This window comes from Streptomyces kunmingensis (assembly GCF_039533535.1).
In the GTDB taxonomy this organism is placed as follows: Bacteria; Actinomycetota; Actinomycetes; order Streptomycetales; family Streptomycetaceae; genus Streptomyces; species Streptomyces kunmingensis.
This window is the reverse complement of record NZ_BAAATS010000064.1, coordinates 1-17,746: the sequence shown is the minus strand read 5'-3', so window position 1 is coordinate 17,746 and position 17,746 is coordinate 1. Positions and strand designations below refer to the sequence as shown.

The 17,746-nt window shown below is 67.9% G+C and carries 13 protein-coding genes; 9 read left to right on the top strand and 4 right to left on the bottom strand.

Annotation, left to right across the window (positions count from 1 at the left end):
* The first annotated feature begins 474 nt into the window (after positions 1 to 474).
* The 4 genes from ABD366_RS41580 (at position 475) to ABD366_RS41565 (ending at position 8,685) form a co-directional block, all read left to right on the top strand.
* On the top strand, positions 475 to 3,168 hold the full coding sequence (locus ABD366_RS41580; protein ID WP_324769639.1) for a DEAD/DEAH box helicase: 2,694 nt from the start codon (positions 475 to 477) through the stop codon (positions 3,166 to 3,168).
* A gap of 234 nt (positions 3,169 to 3,402) precedes the next feature.
* Positions 3,403 to 6,030: a tetratricopeptide repeat protein gene (locus tag ABD366_RS41575; protein WP_344443535.1), complete on the top strand. Its 2,628-nt coding sequence runs from the start codon at positions 3,403 to 3,405 to the stop codon at positions 6,028 to 6,030.
* Between the two features lie 200 nt (positions 6,031 to 6,230).
* Positions 6,231 to 6,635 carry a helicase associated domain-containing protein gene (locus ABD366_RS41570; RefSeq protein WP_324769636.1) on the top strand — a complete coding sequence of 135 codons (405 nt, stop codon included), beginning with the start codon at positions 6,231 to 6,233 and terminating at the stop codon, positions 6,633 to 6,635.
* Positions 6,604 to 8,685, top strand: a complete 2,082-nt coding sequence (locus ABD366_RS41565; protein ID WP_324769634.1) for an SEL1-like repeat protein — start codon at positions 6,604 to 6,606, stop codon at positions 8,683 to 8,685. Before ABD366_RS41570 ends, ABD366_RS41565 begins: the two co-directional genes overlap by 32 nt.
* A 379-nt stretch (positions 8,686 to 9,064) precedes the next feature.
* Here ABD366_RS41565 and ABD366_RS41560 read toward each other — a convergent pair whose 3' ends face one another.
* The gene (locus ABD366_RS41560) at positions 9,065 to 10,117 is read right to left on the bottom strand and encodes a GAF domain-containing protein (protein ID WP_324769633.1); all 1,053 of its coding nucleotides are present in this window, start codon (positions 10,115 to 10,117) and stop codon (positions 9,065 to 9,067) included.
* A gap of 428 nt (positions 10,118 to 10,545) precedes the next feature.
* Here ABD366_RS41560 and ABD366_RS41555 point away from each other — a divergent pair, with 428 nt between their 5' ends.
* The 5 genes from ABD366_RS41555 to ABD366_RS41535 all read left to right on the top strand — a co-directional run bounded on the left by ABD366_RS41555 (position 10,546) and on the right by ABD366_RS41535 (position 15,364).
* A complete protein-coding gene (locus tag ABD366_RS41555) occupies positions 10,546 to 10,890 on the top strand; it encodes a helix-turn-helix transcriptional regulator (protein ID WP_324770811.1) in 345 nt (114 codons plus the stop codon).
* 1,083 nt (positions 10,891 to 11,973) lie between these two features.
* Entirely contained in the window at positions 11,974 to 12,666 is a 693-nt protein-coding gene (locus tag ABD366_RS41550) for an ANTAR domain-containing protein (protein WP_344443532.1), read from the top strand.
* A gap of 51 nt (positions 12,667 to 12,717) precedes the next feature.
* Positions 12,718 to 13,467 carry a GAF and ANTAR domain-containing protein gene (locus ABD366_RS41545; protein WP_324770340.1) on the top strand — a complete coding sequence of 250 codons (750 nt, stop codon included), beginning with the start codon at positions 12,718 to 12,720 and terminating at the stop codon, positions 13,465 to 13,467.
* 501 nt (positions 13,468 to 13,968) lie between these two features.
* Positions 13,969 to 14,211 carry a helicase associated domain-containing protein gene (locus ABD366_RS41540; RefSeq protein WP_324770342.1) on the top strand — a complete coding sequence of 81 codons (243 nt, stop codon included), beginning with the start codon at positions 13,969 to 13,971 and terminating at the stop codon, positions 14,209 to 14,211.
* Between the two features lie 436 nt (positions 14,212 to 14,647).
* Positions 14,648 to 15,364, top strand: a complete 717-nt coding sequence (locus ABD366_RS41535) for a hypothetical protein (RefSeq protein ID WP_324770343.1) — start codon at positions 14,648 to 14,650, stop codon at positions 15,362 to 15,364.
* Between the two features lie 392 nt (positions 15,365 to 15,756).
* Here the strand turns inward: ABD366_RS41535 and ABD366_RS41530 are convergent, their stop codons facing one another.
* The 3 genes from ABD366_RS41530 to ABD366_RS41520 form a co-directional block, all read right to left on the bottom strand.
* Positions 15,757 to 16,323: a hypothetical protein gene (locus tag ABD366_RS41530; protein ID WP_324770344.1), complete on the bottom strand. Its 567-nt coding sequence runs from the start codon at positions 16,321 to 16,323 to the stop codon at positions 15,757 to 15,759.
* Positions 16,324 to 16,452: 129 nt separating this feature from the next.
* Positions 16,453 to 17,235: an IS21-like element helper ATPase IstB gene (istB, locus tag ABD366_RS41525; RefSeq protein WP_324770345.1), complete on the bottom strand. Its 783-nt coding sequence runs from the start codon at positions 17,233 to 17,235 to the stop codon at positions 16,453 to 16,455.
* Positions 17,232 to 17,663 carry a hypothetical protein gene (locus ABD366_RS41520; RefSeq protein ID WP_324770347.1) on the bottom strand — a complete coding sequence of 144 codons (432 nt, stop codon included), beginning with the start codon at positions 17,661 to 17,663 and terminating at the stop codon, positions 17,232 to 17,234. Before ABD366_RS41520 ends, istB begins: the two co-directional genes overlap by 4 nt.
* Between the last annotated feature and the right edge of the window lie 83 nt (positions 17,664 to 17,746).

The window sequence follows — 17,746 nt, the reverse complement described above, 5'->3', positions numbered from 1 at the left end:
ACGTCCTGCCGGGATCCGCTCCGCGGCCCCGGCCGTTCGGATCGCTCCGCGATCCGGCCTGGGTCGAATCCGCTCCGCGCATTCGACAAAAGCAGCAGCTACGGGGAGGGGTGGCGCTTGATGCTGTGCGGCTGCTCCCCTGGAAGCCGGGTCCGGGACACTCCACTTCGGCCGGCCCCTCGGACTGGACCACGACCAGAGCCGATCGGAAAACCTCATCCTCACACCTCGAAGCTACCAGCACCGTAGACTTCGAGACAACCCCACAACACCTCGTGTGTCAAACTGCTGAGTACGCTACCTTCTGTACTTAGACCGGCTCCCCGGAGCGGCCCACGGACACAAGAAACCACCCGGTCGTCTCACCAGAAAGGCCGGAAAACTGGGACGCAGAAAGTGAATTACGCGCCCGGATAATTCAGCAGGGGACGCTCCATCAACGTACCGGCAATGCCGTTGAGTTCGGGAGGATAAATGGCAGTCGACGCCCACCACAAGAATGGCGGCGCCGTAACAGGAGGTGTACCGGCCCTCCAGGTCGAAGGGGCCCTGAACGCCACACAACGGCCCTCTGGACAGGCTCTGCGGCCCCATCAGGTGGAAGCGGTCGACGAGGTTCTGCGGGCCCTTCAGGCGCCCGCAGACGGGCATCTGCCGGAGGAGGGGCTGCGGTGCCAGTGCATCGCCGCGACCGGCTCGGGCAAGACCCTCATCGCCGCCGCGGCCGCGCAGAAGCTCGGCGCGCGGCGGGTGTTGGTGCTGGTGCCGACGCTGGATCTGCTGGTGCAGACGGCGACGGCCTGGCGGCGCGACGGTGGGCAACGGGGCGCGATGGTCGGCGTGTGCTCCCTGCCGGCCAAGGACTCCGCGGGTGTGCCGTGCACGACGGATGAGGGCGAGCTGGTCGCGTGGGTGCGGGACCTGGAGCAGGTGACGCTGTTCGGGACGTATGCGTCCGTGGACGTGCTGCGCAAGGCCCATGCGCTGGGTTTGGAGGCGTTCGACCTGGTGGTGGTCGACGAAGCGCACCGGACGAGTGGGGATGGGCTGAAGCCGTGGGCGGCGGTGCATGACCAGGACAGGCTTCGTGCGGTGCGGCGGCTGTATATGACGGCGACGCCGCGGGTGTGGCAGGCCACCTCGGACGGGAGCGGCGGGGAGGGCTCGCGGCTGGTGGCGAGCATGAGCGAGGAGTCGCCGATCTTCGGTCCCGTCGCCTACAAGCTGACGCTGTCGGAGGCGATCGAGCGGGGCCTGATCGCTCCGTACCAGGTCGTGTGTGTGGACATCCGCGATCCCGAGTACGGGCACCGTGCGCAGCTGGGCTCAGGCACGGAACAGGTGCGGGGGGCGCGGCTGGCCGCCTTGCAGGCCGGGGTGCTCACCGCGGCGGCGCGGGAGAACCTGCGCAAACTGCTGACCTTCCACTCCCGCGTCGCCGAGGCCGAAGCCATGGCCGGAGGGATCGGGGAGGCCGCGCAGCGGCTGTGGGAGGAAGACCAGCACGCCTACCCGGATCCGAAGCGGGTGTGGGCTTCCTGGCTGCACGGCGAGCACGCGCCGGCCCACCGGCGGGCCGTGCTCACCGAGTTCGCCTCCGACGTCATCGAGCACCAGGAGCAGGAGGGCCAGGAGCACGAGGGCCGAGCGCGGGATGGGCGTGGCGAAGGTGCTGAAGTCGAGGTGCTGCCCGCGGCTTTGCGGGTCCTTTCCTCGGTGAAGGTTCTCGGAGAAGGTGTCGACACGATCGCGGATTCGATCGCATTCTGCGATGTGCGCGGGTCGATGGTCGACATTGTGCAAATGGTTGGTCGGGCTCTGCGCATGAAACCGGGAGAGGGAAAAATCGCCTCTCTGGTCGTTCCTGTATTTCTCGGACCGGATGAAGACATCGACAATCTATTGACTTCACCGGCTTACGGGGGCCTGGCGAAGGTCCTTGAAGCGCTGCGGGCCCACGACACCGAGAGCATCGAGGCCCTCGCCGACTCCCGTGCACGAAGCGGCAGTTGGGATGAGGACAGCCCCGAGGACGCTGGCGACGGTGACTTCCCGGACGACATCGACGCGGCGGAGGACGGCGAGCCGGTCGAGACGGTGAGCGCGAGGGCCCGGGAGCTGCTGAAGTTCTCCTCGCCGCGCGACCCCGTCGAACTCGCGCGGTTCCTGCGGCTGCGGGTGCTGGAGCCGGAGGGCGCGTACTGGCTGCGCGGGATCGAGGCCGCGGCCCGGTACGCGAAGGAGCTCGGGGACGGGCAGTTGTATGCCCCGTACGCCTTCGTCACGCCCGAGGACTGGTCACCGGCCGGGTTTCCCCTGGGGGTGTGGCTGACCCACCAGCGGCGCTCCTACAAGGCCGGGAGGCTGGATCCTGAACGCGTCGCGGAGCTGGACGGCCTGGGCATGGTCTGGACGCCGCGCGACGACGCGTTCGCCGACGGCCTCGCCGCCGCGAAAGCGTGGGCCGAGGCGCACGGGCACTTCCTGCCACCGGCCACCGCTGTGTGGAACGAGTACCCGGTGGGGAAGTGGGCCAAGAACATGCGGGACGCGGCCAAGCTCGCCGATCGGTTCGCCGCCCGCCGGGAGGCCGGGGAACCGGTCGGGTCGGCGGCCGGCGCACTCACCGACGAACGGCGCAGGCAGCTCGACGACATCGACCCCGGGTGGTCCCCGGCCTGGGATACGGGCTGGCAGCGCTGCCTGCGACTCGTACGAGCCCACCTCGCCGACGGCGGAAGCCTGCCGACGAAGGCGGGGGACGTCGTCGTCCAGGGCGAAGACCTCGGACGCTGGGTCACGGCGCAGCGGACCGGATTCGAGGCACTGTCGAGCGTGCAGCAATGGCTGCTGGAAAACGCCCTCGGGCTCGAGGCGGACTCGCTGCCCGAGCAGCCGGTGAAGCGGACGCAAAACCACAAGTGGGCCCTCAACCTTGCTGCCGCCCGGCAGTTCCACGCCCGCGAAGGCCACCTCAACGTCCCCCGCAAACACATCGAAGCCCTGCCGGTCGACCTCGCCGGGCCGGCTGCGACAGGCCGCGAGACCACGCCCGAGGGTGACGTCCTGGTCGACCTCGGCATGTGGACCGCCAACACCCGCCGCCGCGCCAACAAACTCACCACCGAACGGCGCACCGCACTGGACAAGCTCGGGATGCGCTGGTGAACAGCCAGTTGGCCCGTCTCAGGGGCACCCGGGGTGGTCTTGGGTTTTCCTGTGTGTACGTGAGCAGTCAGCGCTCCCACCCGCTCGTGCGAAAACCAGCAGAGACGTCGTTGAGCAGAACGCCATAGAAGCAGGGCGTTTGAGCGCGGCCGGTCTTCTGCTGACCGGCTTGTCCGCGGGTACTTCGTCGCAGCATGGTAGGGATCTGGGAACTGCTCGGCTTGGGGAGGGCTGATGGGGGATCGGGTTCCTACGCGGCGGGAGCTGATACAGCAGCGGCGCCGGAGTGGCTTTGTGGGGCGTCAGGGGGAGCTGGCCTCATTCACTGAAGCCTTTGGACAAGCGCCAAGGGAGGTCACGCAGTTCCTGTTTCACATTCACGGGCCCGCTGGTGTGGGCAAGTCGACCCTGGTTCGCCAGATGGAGACGGAAGCCCGGGATCGGCAAGCAGGCACGGGGTATGTCGATGAGTCGGTGGCCGATGTGGTGGAGGCGTTGGAGGCGTTGAGCGGACAGTTCGCCCAACAGGGGCTGGCGCTCAAAGACTTTGACAAGGCTGTGGGGGCGTATCGGCAGCGGCGGCACGAGGCAGCCATCGCTGCCGGGAGCGTTGGTGCAGAAGCGGCAGACGGGCGAGGAGAGAGCGAGGCGGGCGGCGGGGGTGAGCCTCCGTCGCCGGGAAGTGTGGTGGCCGCGCAGGTGGGGCTGGTGGCGCTGGGGATGATCCCGGGAGTCGGGGCGTTCACTGGGCCGTTGGATCCGCATCAGGTGGCGGCTGGCGCGGGTCAGCTCAAGAGGTTGGGTGGGCGTTTTCGTAGCGCTGATGACCTGGAGATGGTGCTGGCTCCGTTGAGGGCGCTCACCCCGGTCTTCTTGAAGGATTTGGCGGAGGTCGCCAGGCGTCGGCCGTGGGTGGTGTTGTTTTTCGATACCTATGAGCGGATCGGTCCGCTGCTGGATGTGTGGCTGCGGGACACGTTGATGCTGGCGCGGTACGGGGATGTGCCGGCGAACGTACTCGTGGTGCTGGCCGGGCAGACGCGGTTGGATGTACGGGTCTGGGCGGACTGGCTGGATCTGACGGTGGACCTGCCGTTGGAGGTGTTCACCGAGGCCGAGGCCCGGCGATATCTCGCGGCCCGGCACATTAGTGATGAGCAGGTCGTCGAGGTGATCTTGCGGCTATCCGGACGGTTACCTGTGCTTTTGTCGTTGCTGGCCGAGGCCCGCCCGGCCACGGCCGAGGATGTGGGAGACCCCAGCGGCACGGCCGTGGAACGGTTCTTGAAGTGGGAGACTGATCCGGCCCGCCGCTCTACGGCGCTGGCGTGCGCGCTGCCCGCGGAGCTCGACGAGGATCTGTACCGGGCAGCTGCCCAAGCGGATACCGCCGACATGTTCGACTGGCTGCGTTCGCTGCCCTTCGTCAGCGAACGGGCCGGACGCTGCCGCTACCACGACGTCGTACGCGATGCGATGCTGCGCCTGCAGCGCCAGCAGTCGCCCGCTCGCTGGAGCGCGCAGCACGCCCGTCTCGCCGCCTTTCACCGCGACCGCCGGACAGCTCTGGAGGACGGCACGCCGCCGGCGGACGGCTGGTGGGACGATGCTTCCTGGCGCGACTACCGGCTGCAGGAGACCTGCCACCACCTCTGCGCCAGCCCCCAGGCCGCGCTGCCCGGCGCGCTGCGCGAACTGCTCGACGCCTATGACCAGGGCCTGCCTGTGCTGCGCCGCTGGGTCCAGGCACTCACCCAGGCCGGCCGGGATGCCGACGCCCCCGACATCACCGTGTGGGTCCAGCGCCTGCACACGGCGCTAGGCGAACAGGACCCCGGGACGGCGTTTTTGACCGTGCTCCTGGCCGGTGATGCACTGTCAGCCGAGAGCCGGTCATTCGCCTACCTATTACGCGGGCGGGAGCACCGCAATGCCGCCCAGTATCCTGCGGCTCTCACTGACTACGATCGCTCCCTCGAACTCAATCCGCAGGTTGCACGCGCCTACTACGGGCGTGGCCTGACCCACCTGCGGATGGAGCACTACGAACAAGCACTCACCGATCTGACTCGCGCCATCGAAATCGAGCCGCAATCCGCCGAGAATATTGCTGGGCGCGGAAATGTGTATAGCGTCATGAGACGCCACAGTGACGCCCTCACCGACTACAACCACGCCATCGAACTCAACCCCGACAAGGCCTGGATCATAGCCAATCGCGGGTACACCTATCGCGGAATGGGCCGCTACGAGGACGCCCTCACCGAATTCGACCGCGCCATCGAACTCAACCCCGACGAGGCCTGGTCCATCACCAACCGCGGACAGACCTACCGCAGCATGGGCCGCTACGACAACGCCCTCACCGACTTCAACCACGCCATCGAACTCAACCCCAACTACGTCTGGGCCATCACCAACCGCGGACAGACCTACCGCAGCATGGGCCGCTACGACAACGCCCTCACCGACTTCAACCACGCCATCGAAATCGACCCGGATGACGGATGGAGTTGGCTCGAATTGGCGGTGCTGTATCAGCTGATAGGGAAAGACTCAGAAAAGGCTGAAGCCTGGAGGAAGGCGGAAGAGTTGTTCACTGCGGTCATCGCCGGAAATACGGTAGCCACGGAGCAAGCTCGCTTCAATCTCTTCGTTTCGTGGTGTGCCCGTTCGGAATGGGAAAAGGCTACCCGCCACTTACGAGAAATTTTGGCTGGGAAGCCGTCTGCACGCCTGGCCGGAGAAGCCCTGGCCGACGTACAGGATCTGCAGCAAGCTTTGAGGCTTGATCAAGACCGCATTGCAGCAGTGCTGCGCACGTTGGAAACATATATGCAGACACCACCGGATGTTTATTGACCGTCCCGCGCGGTTCCCGGCTACCTTGTAGCAGAGCGCGACTGCCTGGATGCGGTGCCGTTGGCCCCGCTCCCCGCCGTCAACTGGACGACATCGATCCCGGATGGTGCCCGGCCTGGGAGGCGAACTGTCAACGCTGCCTCCGGCTCGTCCACGCACACCTGGCCGACGGCGGGAGCCTGCCCACGAAGGCCTGAGACGTGGTTGTCCAGGGCGAAGACCTCGGACGCTGGGTGCAGGCGCAGCGGCACGACTTCGACCAGCTGCAACTTGCGCAACAGTGGCTGCTGGGTGTACTCGACATCGATGCGAGCGCACCGTCCGAGGAACGGCCGGTGAAGCGGACTCAGGACCACAAGTGGGCCCTCAACCTCACGGCGGCCCGCCAGTTCCACGCCCGTGAGGGGCATCTCAACATTCCTCGCAAGCATGTGGAGGCTGTACCCGTTGAGCTGGCCGGACCAGCCGTCACCGGACGCGACAGCACCCCCGAGGACACCGTGCTGGTTGACCTCGGCATGTGGACCGCCAACGTACGCAGGCGGGCTGACAAGCTCACTGATCAACGACGAGGTGAACTCGATCGGTTGGGGATGCGCTGGTGACGCCAGCCCCCGCTTGGTCGAAGATGACGGCATGAGGCGGGGGAGCTTACGTTCGTGGTTCGGGCTTCTTGGTCCGTTGTTGGCGGTGGTGGTGGTTACTGCGGCGACGGCGGGCGTAAAGGCGGGTGAACTGTCATGGCCCACATGGCTGGTGGCAGGCGTTGTGGCGATCGGCGGCGTGCTGGTTGCCGCGTGGACTCCCATGGTCAAGGCTGGCACAGATGCCATGGCCGCACGGACCACACGCGCCGCGGGGCTCAAGGCGCAGGCCCAGGAGGCACTCCTTCGTATGCCAGCAGTCAACGGGCGCGTCGCGCTCGTTGAGGAGGTCACCGACCGCGCGCTGTTAGGCATCCATGAAGCCATCCCTCTGCCACCTGACGGGCCCGCGCGGCAGGGTCTGTCCACTGAGCTGCCCACGTATGTCCTGCGGGACATCGACGCGGATTTGCGCACCAAGCTGGAAGCCAGCCGGACGACCGGCGGGTTCGTGCTGTTGATCGGTCCGGCTGCCGCCGGTAAGACGCGCTGCGCTTACGAGGCCATTAGGGCGGTGCTGCCGAAATGGCGGCTGCTCCTGCCTCCTGATGGTGCCACCTTGTCCCACCTGGTTTCCGGGGGCACGGACCTCAAGCACAGTGTGGTGTGGCTGAACGAGCTGCAGAACTTTCTCACTGGGACGGAGCCCCTCAAAGCGGCGACGGTACGCCAGATGCTGGCCGACATCGCCCACCCCGTGATCTTGATCGGCACCATCTGGCCCTCTACCTACGACCAGCTACGCACCCCTGCCACCTCAGAGCACAAGGCTGAGGACGGAAACGGAGAGGGAGACGGAGCCATGGCTGGGCAGGATCTCAACGCGGATGCACGTGAGATTCTGGACCTGGCCCGTCGCTTCTCACTGAGCCGATGGACCGCTCAAGAGTGGGAGCGTGCAGGGGAATTCGCCTTGGTTGACCCCCGCATCGGTCAGGTCATGCGTCACCGTGAGCGGACAGGACTGGCTCAAACCCTGTCGGCTGCTCCCGAACTCATTCAAAGATGGGAGCAGGCTGACACTGCGTTCGGGCAAGCTGTCATCACCGCTGCCGTCATCGCTCGGCGCTGCGGCCACCCGGCCATCGTTCCTGTTCCCATCATCGAGGCGCTGGCCACGTCGTGCCTGACCGGTAACGACCGCGCATCCGCCGCCGACAACTGGCTGTCTGAGGCTCTGGCCTGGGCTTGCCGACCCGTCCACAACAGCGGCGGCATCGCCCCTCTGCAGGCCGTGGGAGAGGTCATGGGCCAGGTCGACGGCTACGAGGTCTCCGACCTCCTTGTCGGCTATGAGGCTTCTTCCGCGCCAGCCTCACATGACCTCACGTCCGGTAACTGGGAAGACCTTGTGCGGTTGGCCACACCCGCAGCATGCTTCGGAGTCGGTCTCGCCGCCCGCATGGTCGGCAGGCTGACCGTGGCCGCTTCCGCGTGGCGGCGCGCAGCGGACGCCGGGAACACCGACGCCATGAACAACCTCGGCGTCCTCCTGTACGAGCAGAAGGACACCGGCAGCGCCCGCGCCTGGTACACCCGTGCAGCCGAAGCCGGACACACCAGCGCCATGTTCAACCTTGGCGGCCTCCTGAACGAGCAAGGCGACACCGACGGCGCCCGCACCTGGTACACCCGTGCAACCGACACCGGACACACCGACGCCATGAACAACCTCGGCGTCCTCCTGAACAACCAGGGCGACACCGACGGCGCCCGCACCTGGTGGCAACGCGCAGCCGACACCGGCAACGCATACGCCATGAACAACCTCGGCGTCCTCCTGAACAACCAGGGCGACACTGACGGCGCCCGCGCCTGGTACACCCGTGCAGCCGAAGCCGGACACACCGACGCCATGTACGACCTTGGCGGCCTCCTGAACGAGCAAGGCGACACTGACGGCGCCCGCACCTGGTACACCCGTGCAACCGACACCGGACACACCGACGCTGTAGCAGCCTTGGACCGGGTGAAAGCTGACGGGGGAGTTGCTTTCGAAGGCTTCGAGTAGGTGCGGTCGCTTGTGGGTGAGGCTGCCGGGTCCGGTCTTATAGTGGCGGGGTGTTCTTGGCTGGTTGCCCGGCCTGGGACGCGGGCTGGCGGCGCTGCCTGCGACTGGTGCAGGCGCACCTGGCCGACGGCGGGAGCCTGCGCACGCCAGCAGGGGAGGTCGTCGTCCAGGATGCGGCATCTACCCTCGACGTCAACCGGACTTCTCATTTGGGCGTCACATGATGCCGCTGATAATGGTGATAGGGGCGGAACATGAAGTGAGACCTCAGAGTGACATCTGCTGAGAGTGTCCAGCACGCTGGAGTGAGACGTCGCACTGCAGGCGAGGCGAGCCGCGCACCTGCCGCAGGCCGAGGGACTCTGATCCGGTCCGGTCGCTACCGGGCTGCACGGGTCGCCTCGCAGAGCGAGGGAAATACGCGAAACGCGCGCAGGGTTCCCGTGACCCTCAACCGCCCGAGTGCGGGCATACTCACCGGCCCGGCGAGCCACGGAAGCGCCTGGCCCCGGCGTGCAGGGCCCAGCAGGCAGCCCAGGGTTTCGGCGCTCAGGTACTCGACCTGTGACAGGTCGGCCACCACGCGCTTGCCCGTCATCGCTCCCTGGTGGAGCGCCGTCTCCAGCAGGTCGAGATCTGCGGGCAGGTCCAGTTCGTGCTCGAGACGGACGACGACATGGCTCCTGCGCTCCGCGACGGCCACCGCGCCCAGGCCGGAGCACGCATCGGATCCCATATCCCCGACATCCCGCCCCGGGCGCAGGCGTCCGCCGGCGACGTCGCGGGCGGCGCCGTCCAGCGGGTGGTTGTGCCGCCAGGGGTACATCCGCAACCGCAGCAGCGCCTCCTCGACGAAGACACGGTGCTGGACGTCGAACATGCCGGCCCCCGGTTGGATCTCCGCCCGGTACAGATGCACGCCGCCGGCGCCGAGCCCCGGAGTCTGCCGGAGCAGATCCACAGCAGCGCGGGCGAACCAGACGCAGTCGCGCCGCTGGTCGCCGGAGAACAGGGCGGGGCGGGTGCGGTAGCCGGTCAGGACGCCGACCACGGTGACGCCCTCGCACAGGGGCACGGCGATGACGGCGCGGACCCCGGTGTTCGCGGCGGCCGCAGCGAACACCGGCCAACGCCTGACCGCGGCGGCGGCAGCGAGGTCGCAGACGATGACGGTGCACCCGGTGCGGCCGGCCTCCCAGCTGGGACCCTCACCAGCGATGCACTGCAGGTCCTGCAGTTCGCGGCCGAGCCGGTCGGCGGGATCGGCCCAGACCAGCTCCAAGTTCCCACCGGCAGGAAGAAGGCTCAGCGTCACCGCGTCCAGGCCCAGCAGACGGGCAGAGGCAGCGGCCGGGATGGCGGACAAACCGCGTCCGGAACGGGCGGCCCTGTGCAGGAGGTCCACCAACTCGCTGGAGTTTCGCAAGGTCATCGCGCCCTCCCGCCGAGGTCATCAGCGTGCCGGGCCGGTCGTGCGGCAGCCGGGTGGAAACACCGGCAGACCGAAACCCGGCCTCCCGGAACCGGCCCTCGAGGGGCCGGGCATGCCCGAATGCGGCTGCCGGCCGTCCGCCGGGGGCGCTGGTGCACCGGCGCGAGCTCGCCGGACAGGATTGTTGCCAGCGCGCCACGGCCGGCGCCGTCGCGCGGGGATGCTTTTCTCCGTTGCCGAGCCGACCGGAACGGACGGCCGCCCGCCGGGCCGGCCCCCGCAGCCGGGGAAGAAAGTGCGTCAGGGGACATGAGGTCCTCCACCAGATGCCGTCGCTACCCTTCACCCCACCCAGTATTCACGTCATGCGATACACGAACGGCAATTCGCCCAACTCGGTTCGTGAAAAAGGCCGTTACCGTAGGAGCATGGACCGTGCCCCAGAACCGCACGCAGGCTGGACGTTCGTGACCAACCACGCCCGGGTGCTGGCCGCCATCGCGGCAGATCACTCCACGCGCGTGCGGGACATCGCCGCACGCTGCCAGCTCACCGAACGAGCCGTGCAGAAGATCATCACCGACCTGGAAGACGGCGGGTACCTCACCCACACCCGCGAAGGCCGCTCGAACCTCTACCGCGTCCGCCCCGACACCCTCCTGCGCCATCCCGCCGACACCCCGGCCACGGTCGCGGACCTGCTGGCCCTCCTGGCCCTGCACGACGCCGCGCGATCCACCACAGCCACGGCCGACGTCCACAACGAGCACTGACCCAGCCCGCCTTGGGGGAAGCTGCAGATCTGCGCACGCCCCACCGGGTGGGACGCGACCCATCTCAGCAACGCACTCCGTAGTCCACCGCAAGCCCCTGGCTGACGTTGAAGCAGGCACCGTTGCCGGGAGCACACGGTAGGGCCTGCTTCTGATGCCGGACATGCCACACTATTTGGGCACCCCACCGTTGCGCTGCATTCTCTTCCCGCTGGAGCGTGACGAAGCGGCTGAGGGTCAGATGACGACCATGCCAAGAGCAGTCACGATGAGAGCGCATGCTGTGCCGATCATTACAGTCCGCCAGATGCTCGGTCGTGCCCGCGGCACCTGTTCCTCGAAGGGGCAGTTGCATAGACCGTGCTGCTGCATGACGGGTGAGTCGATCCAATAGGCGGAGGCCAGTTCGGCCGGTGCCGGATCACTATGTTCATGGTTCATGCCGAGAGAACGAACCGGGCCTGAAGCATGCAGGAATGTCTCCGCACAATTCACATGACCCGCACGATGGCACTGCTCCCGCGCCGCTGGCAGCGCTCCGTGCGGCGTGTTGTGCAGGCCGGGGCGTCAACTCGGGACCCTGCCTGAACTCGCCGGAGTGCTACGACGGAACGGCTGACTGACGTCGATGTGTGCTGGGCATGTGCCAGGTGCCGTCCGACGGTATGCCGCCCCACGGGCCGTCGGACGGCATCTGCGTCCGACGGAGAAAACCTCCTTAAGCGGGGCGTGCCTGAGCTGCTGTCATGCCGCCGTGACGAGAGCGGCGGGCAGAGGCGGCGCCGCGGTGGGGTAGCAGCGGGACCGGGTCAGGCGGCGGCTCATCAACGTGATGACGGCGGCGTTGAGCATCGCCTCCGCATGGGCGTAGGTACGTTCGTGGTATCTGACCAGCCGTCGGGCCTCGCTCTCCAGTTCTGGTCACGCGGGACGCAGCAGCGCACCGCACTGCCTCTCCGGCGCGGCGATGGGAAGGAAGTGCCGCTTCGGCACACTCGGTGATGCGACCGCTACTACAATCCCCGTGCTGCGGCCGGCGCTCGCCGGGCCACTTTAGAAGGCGAGGACGAAGGCGGGTGCGGTATGCGTTCCAGCGTGCAGGAGCTCCTGAACAGCCTGCAGGCAGCAACAAGCGACGAAGAGCGTCAGGCGTGGGCGGTCGCCTCCGCCCACGCGCTGGGGCTGGGCGGCATCGCCATCTCCTACGGGCATGAGCTGGTGTGGTTCAGCGACGACACCAGTGCCCGCCTGGAGGACTTGCAGTTCGTGCTCGGCCAAGGCCCCAGCCAGCTCCTCGGAAAAAAGACCGGCACCCAGCAACTACCCGACCTGACACGGCTGCTGGCCCGGCGGTGGCCGCAGTTTGCCGCCGAGGCGGAAGAGCTGGGGGTCGCGGCGCTGTTCGTCTGGCCGGTGCATATCGGCGCCGTGCAGGTCGGCACGATGACCGGCTACCGACGCACCCCGGGCCCGCTGAGCGCCGAGCAGTTGGCGCAGGGCTGGCTGGTTGCGGACGCGCTGGCCCAGCAGGTGCTCAACCGGTGGCCCGGCAACGGCACCACCGGTGAGACAGGCCCCGGCCCGGTGGGGGCGGGATCGGTGGGGCTGCACCGGGCCGAGGTGCACCAGGCCACCGGGGTCCTCAGCGAGCGACTCGGGGTCTCGCTGGCCGAGGCCCTGGACCGGCTGCGCGCCCAGGCCTTCTCCTCCGGCCTGTCCCTGCCGGACACCGCCCACGCCGTCATCGAACGGGAGCTGCCCGATGCCACCCCATAAACCGGCCCCCGCGGCCGGCCGCGCAGGGCGCGGGAGCCAAGGAGTTCGCCCATGAGCAGGGAACAGCACATTGTCCGCACCTTTCTGGAGCTGGCCGACACCCTGGTGGAGGACTTCGACATCATCGACTTCCTGCACCAGATGACCGTGCGCTGCCAGGAACTCCTGGACGTCACCGACGCCGCGGTCTTCCTCGCCCACCCCGGCCCCCACCTGCACTCCCCCGCCCCGTGTGATCCCGGCCCCGGGCTCCAGCGGGTCCTGGACACCGCCTGCCTGCAGGGCCCGGCCCTCGAGGCCCACCGCACCCACCGGTCGGTCACTGCCCTCGACGAGGCCGAAACCGCCGCACGCTGGCCCGAGTTCGCCCAGCACCGCCAGGCCGCCGGCTACACCCTGGCCACCGCCCTGCCGATGCGCCTGCGACGCAACAACATCGGCAGCCTCCTGCTGCTCCGCACCGGCCACAAGCCTCTGGGCGCCGACGACCTCAGCCTCGCCCAGGCCCTCGCCGACGCCGCCACCATCGGACTGCTGCAGGCCCGCACCATCCGCCAGCAGCACACCGTCCACGAACAGCTCCACACCGCCCTGCAGTCCCGCATCCTCATCGAACAGGCCAAGGGCGTCCTGGCCGCCCGTCAGAACATCACCCTCAATGAGGCCTTCGACGCCATACGCCAGCACGCCCGCCACCACCGCCTCCTGCTCAGCGACGTGGCCCGGGACGTCATCGACAACCGGCTCACCCCCGCCCCCGCCGCTGCCCAGCCCCACACCACCGAGGCCGACGCCGAGTAACCCCGTTTCTCTGCGCTACCCACACGCAGACCGGCCAATGACGGCTACACGATCGTTCCTGGTTCAGCAGTGGCAACCGTGGCAGGGGTCTCACACGGACGTGAAGCGCGGTATGCGCAGGGCGGGATGCTCCGGGTACCTGCGTAACAGACCCGATCGCCATAGCGCCCCGTGCGGCGGCCCTCTCACCCTGGCCACCGGGCACGTTGCCGCGCCGGCCAGCCGCCGGGTACGCAGGAGCTGCCCCGCTGAACCTCCGGCCCCCGGGCTGTGTGTGCACACCGCTGCATCCACGCGGACCAGAGGACGGGCCGCTAGAGCCTGTCTTTGAACCCCCGTCGTCCGCGCGAAGCGCGGGCGCAGCGGCGGCCCTGCGCAGGCGGGGGGTGCAAAGACAGGCTCTACAACTACCTCACTTCACAGCACAGTTGGCGCGGGCCGGGGCGAGGGAGTGTACCGGCGCCGGGGAGCGCCCCTGTCCCCGCCCCACCGGCTGTCGGCTTGGCCGAGCGTGCTCCCCAGCACGGGCCGGAGAGCACACTCAGGCTCATCAACGTCCCCCGCAAACACGTCGAAGCCCTTCCCGTTGACCTGGCCGGGCCCGCCACCACCGGACGCGACATCACCCCCGAGGACACTGTCCTGGTCGACCTCGGCATGTGGACCGCCAACACCCGCCGCCGCGCCGAGAAACTCACTGATCAACGACGAGACGAACTCGACCAGTTGGGCATGCGCTGGTAGATGCCATCGCATGCATACGGGTGGTAGCCGCGGCCGGGACAGTCGGGCCGGGATGCATCGCCATGAGGCGGTCCCTCCAGCTGCTTCTCCGAACCAGAGGGACCTGGGCGAGGTGCCATGCGCACCGTGGCGCACGTCCGCCCGCCCGCAGAGTCCCCCTGTGCGCGGGTTTCACACCCGGCACTGTGCTGTTTTTCGATTCGCTGCATCCACTCGTGGGTTTGTGGCGGAAGTGAGGGGCGGTTTTCATGCTCAGGACGGGGAGGGTGTGTCGGTGGCGTTGTGCAAGTTCCTTGCCGACACCCGGGCCGTGGGCGGAGAAGCTCACCGCGCATCGACGGGCGAATCTGAGTACTCTCGGCATGCTCCGGTGCGGTGAGGGAGCGGGGCTGTGACACCTCTCTGTGTGGCGTGGACAGGCGGGCATACTGCCAAGATGGACGCTGACCCGATAGACGGTCTCTCTGCAGGCAACGCCGCGCAGGACACGCGCGGGTATACGGGCAACGAGCAGCAGCAGGTGGTCGACCGGCGTGATCGCGCCGCCCGCACCCGCGAGGCCGAAGCTGATGAACGGGAGCACACGGCCGACGCACGTGAGGCCGAGGCCGATGAACGGGAGCGCGTTGCGGATGTGCGCGAGGCCGCTGCGGATGCGCGGGAGAGTGCTGCCGATACGTGGCAGGAGGAAATCGCCGGCCGGGAGCGCAATCTGGATGAACGGGCCCGCACAGCGGGGGATGCGCCGCCCGGTCTCACGCAGCGCTCGTATGAGGAGATCGAGCGGGCGGAAATGCTCCTGCGGTCCAGTCAGGCGCGTCTGCAGCGCAGGAGGACGTCGCTACGCCGCTCGGAGGAGGCTGACCTTCGGGAACAGGGCGCCGTGGACCGGGAGTCGGCCGCCTCCGTCGCTCCGCACGCCGAGCATCAGCTGTTGTCCGTCAGGCTCTTGGAGGCCAAGGCCGACGGGCTGCGGTCGCAGACCGTAGGGGCGCTCGAGGAGTTGGCCGCGGTCGAGGACGCTCTGGTCCGCCAGTGTGAGCAGCAGGAGTGGGTCAGCCGGGCTGCCGCGCATCGTCACTGCGGCGAGCAGGCCCGCACCGCGGCCGGCGCGCTCCGGGCTGTCGGCTCGGGGGGCCGAGACGCGGACTGAGGGGGTGGTGTTCCGTGCGAAGGCGGGGGCGTGAGGGCTGGCGAAAGCCCCGTGACAGAAACTTCCCGTCCCGCGGGGATGGCCGTCAACGCGCTGCAGAAGGGAAGCCGCCTGCCGCTCTGACTGGCCGAGGATCCAGTCCTCTTCGGGGCTTCCCAGCTTTGAGCACGCGGTGAGTGTCTGGGCCGGGCCCTGTTGGCCGTGGCGGCCAGAGGGTGGCGTTGACGGTCTGATCTGGCCCCACTTTTCCGGCCTCAGGTGGCTCCATGTCGTCGTGGCTGGGGGTCCGCCTTCCGGCTCGCCGCGGCCCCGGCTTCCGGTCTTGCGTGGCCCCAGCCGACGATGGGTCGGCGACCTCCTTCACCGCTCGTCACAACTCAGACCAGGTCAGGTCATGACTGACCGTGGTGGTACTCCTCGGAAGGCATCGAGTCCCATTCGGTATTCGCGCCGTCGCGCGTCACCATGAACAATGGGCGCGAACGCAGGACCTGCCCGACGCATTGCCCGCGTATGACGACCCCGGGATCATCCGGTCCTGCATAGCCCTCGGGCGTGTAGCGAAAGTGACCATCCACTGCCTCGGCATGCGCGATTTCGTCGCTCTCCAGTTCCGACAGGTCCCTTCCGACCAGCGGGATTCCATCGTGCCCGACCTGGGGACCGTGGATGGCGTCGGATGCGATGCAGAACAGCCCCGCTGCTTGGCTCACGTAGGCCGTGACGGCAGGCAGTGAAGAGGCCACCCCGCGGCGATGGACCTCGATTTTCCACGTGGGCGAGAAGATCGCGTGGACGTGCGGGCAGTCGCTGACCTCTGTCTGGCCGAGAACCTGAGACGTCTCGACCACTTCGTCGATGGTCATACCGAACCTGAGCGGTCCGACGCCGACCGCTGGCGCATAGGACCACTCATCCCGATCGGCGACTCCGGAATCGGCTTCGGCCTTGAACGTCATCGTCGCCCCCTGGAGGCAGCTGAAAGCTTGTCGCAGCCCATCATGTCAATGGCCGACCAGTAGCCCGTCAGGTGCCTCCAGGTGCGCGCTCCTCCGCCTGCCAGGGCCGCAGTGATTTCCAGGTGATCGCTAGGTTCGCTGCTGCTTTGCCCTGGTCTGGGCGAGGCGATAGGACTCGGTGCCGGTCTCGATGATGGTGCCGTTGAAGGTGAGGCGGTCGACGATGGCAGCGCAGAGCCGCGGGTCGGTGAAGGTCTTGGTCCAGCCTCCGAACGACTCGTTCGAAGCGATGGCCACGCTGTTCTTTTCCTCCCTCTCGGTCAGAACCTGAAACAGCATTTCGCCGCCCCGCCGGTCAAGCTCGAGATAGCCCAGCTCATCAATGCAGAGAAGATCGACGCGCCCGTAGCGGGCGATCGTCTTCGACAGTTGCTTTTCGTCGGCGGCCTCAACGAGTTCGTTGACGAGCTTGGCGGCCAGGGCATAGCGGACGCGGCACCCGGCCATGGCCGCGGCCGTCCCGAGGCCGATCAGCAGGTGGGACTTGCCGGTGCCGGAGTCCCCGATCAGGCAGAGCGGCTCGCCCTTCTTGACCCAGTCGCAGGTGGCGAGGTTGTTGACCACGGCGGGCTCAACGTTGGAGTTGGCGCTGTAGTCGAAGTCGGAGAGCCATTTCTGGCGGGGGAAGCCAGCCGCCCGGATTCGTCGCTCCGAGCGCCGCCGGTCGCGGTCCTCGCACTCGGACATCAGCAGCTCGGCCAGGAACCCTCGGTAGGAGAGCCGTTCGCGTTCAGCGCGGGCGACGAGGTCGGGGAACTGGGCTCGCATGGTGGGCAGCCGCAGGACCCGGCAGGCGGTGTCGATCGCCGCGTCGGAGGCGGTCTCGGTCAGGTTGTGGTGCAGGCCGGTCATGGGGCGTCCTTCCTGGAGCGGTTCAGCAGCTGGTCCCAGTGGTTGAGACAGGGCAGGGGACGCTCGTCGGTGGGGAGGCGGACGGCCCGGCGGGCGTTCAAGCTGACCACCTCGCTGGGTTCCGGTTCGGGCAGAGCTGGCGTCGGCCCGGTGACCGTCACGGTGGGGGAACGGCCATCGGTCTGAGCGGCCTTGCGGGCTTCGAGGGCGACGATGTCAGCGGTGTGGGCGCCGGCCGCGAGGGCGGATCGGATTCCGGCGATCACGTCGCGGTGTTCGAGGTGGCGGTGCAGCAGGAGCACGTGGACCAGCTGCTTGGTGCCTTCGGTGTCACCTTCGGCCTTCTTCGCCGCAGCCCAGAATGCTTCGTGGGAGGTGGTGAAGGTGCCCTCGCTGCGGGCCTGGTCCAGGGCTTCGGAGCCGGCCATGGCGCCGGGCTTGGCCAGCAGGACTTCTAGTAGGACTCCGTTAGGTCTTCCCGTTTGTGCTGATCAAGAGCATGTTGGATGTG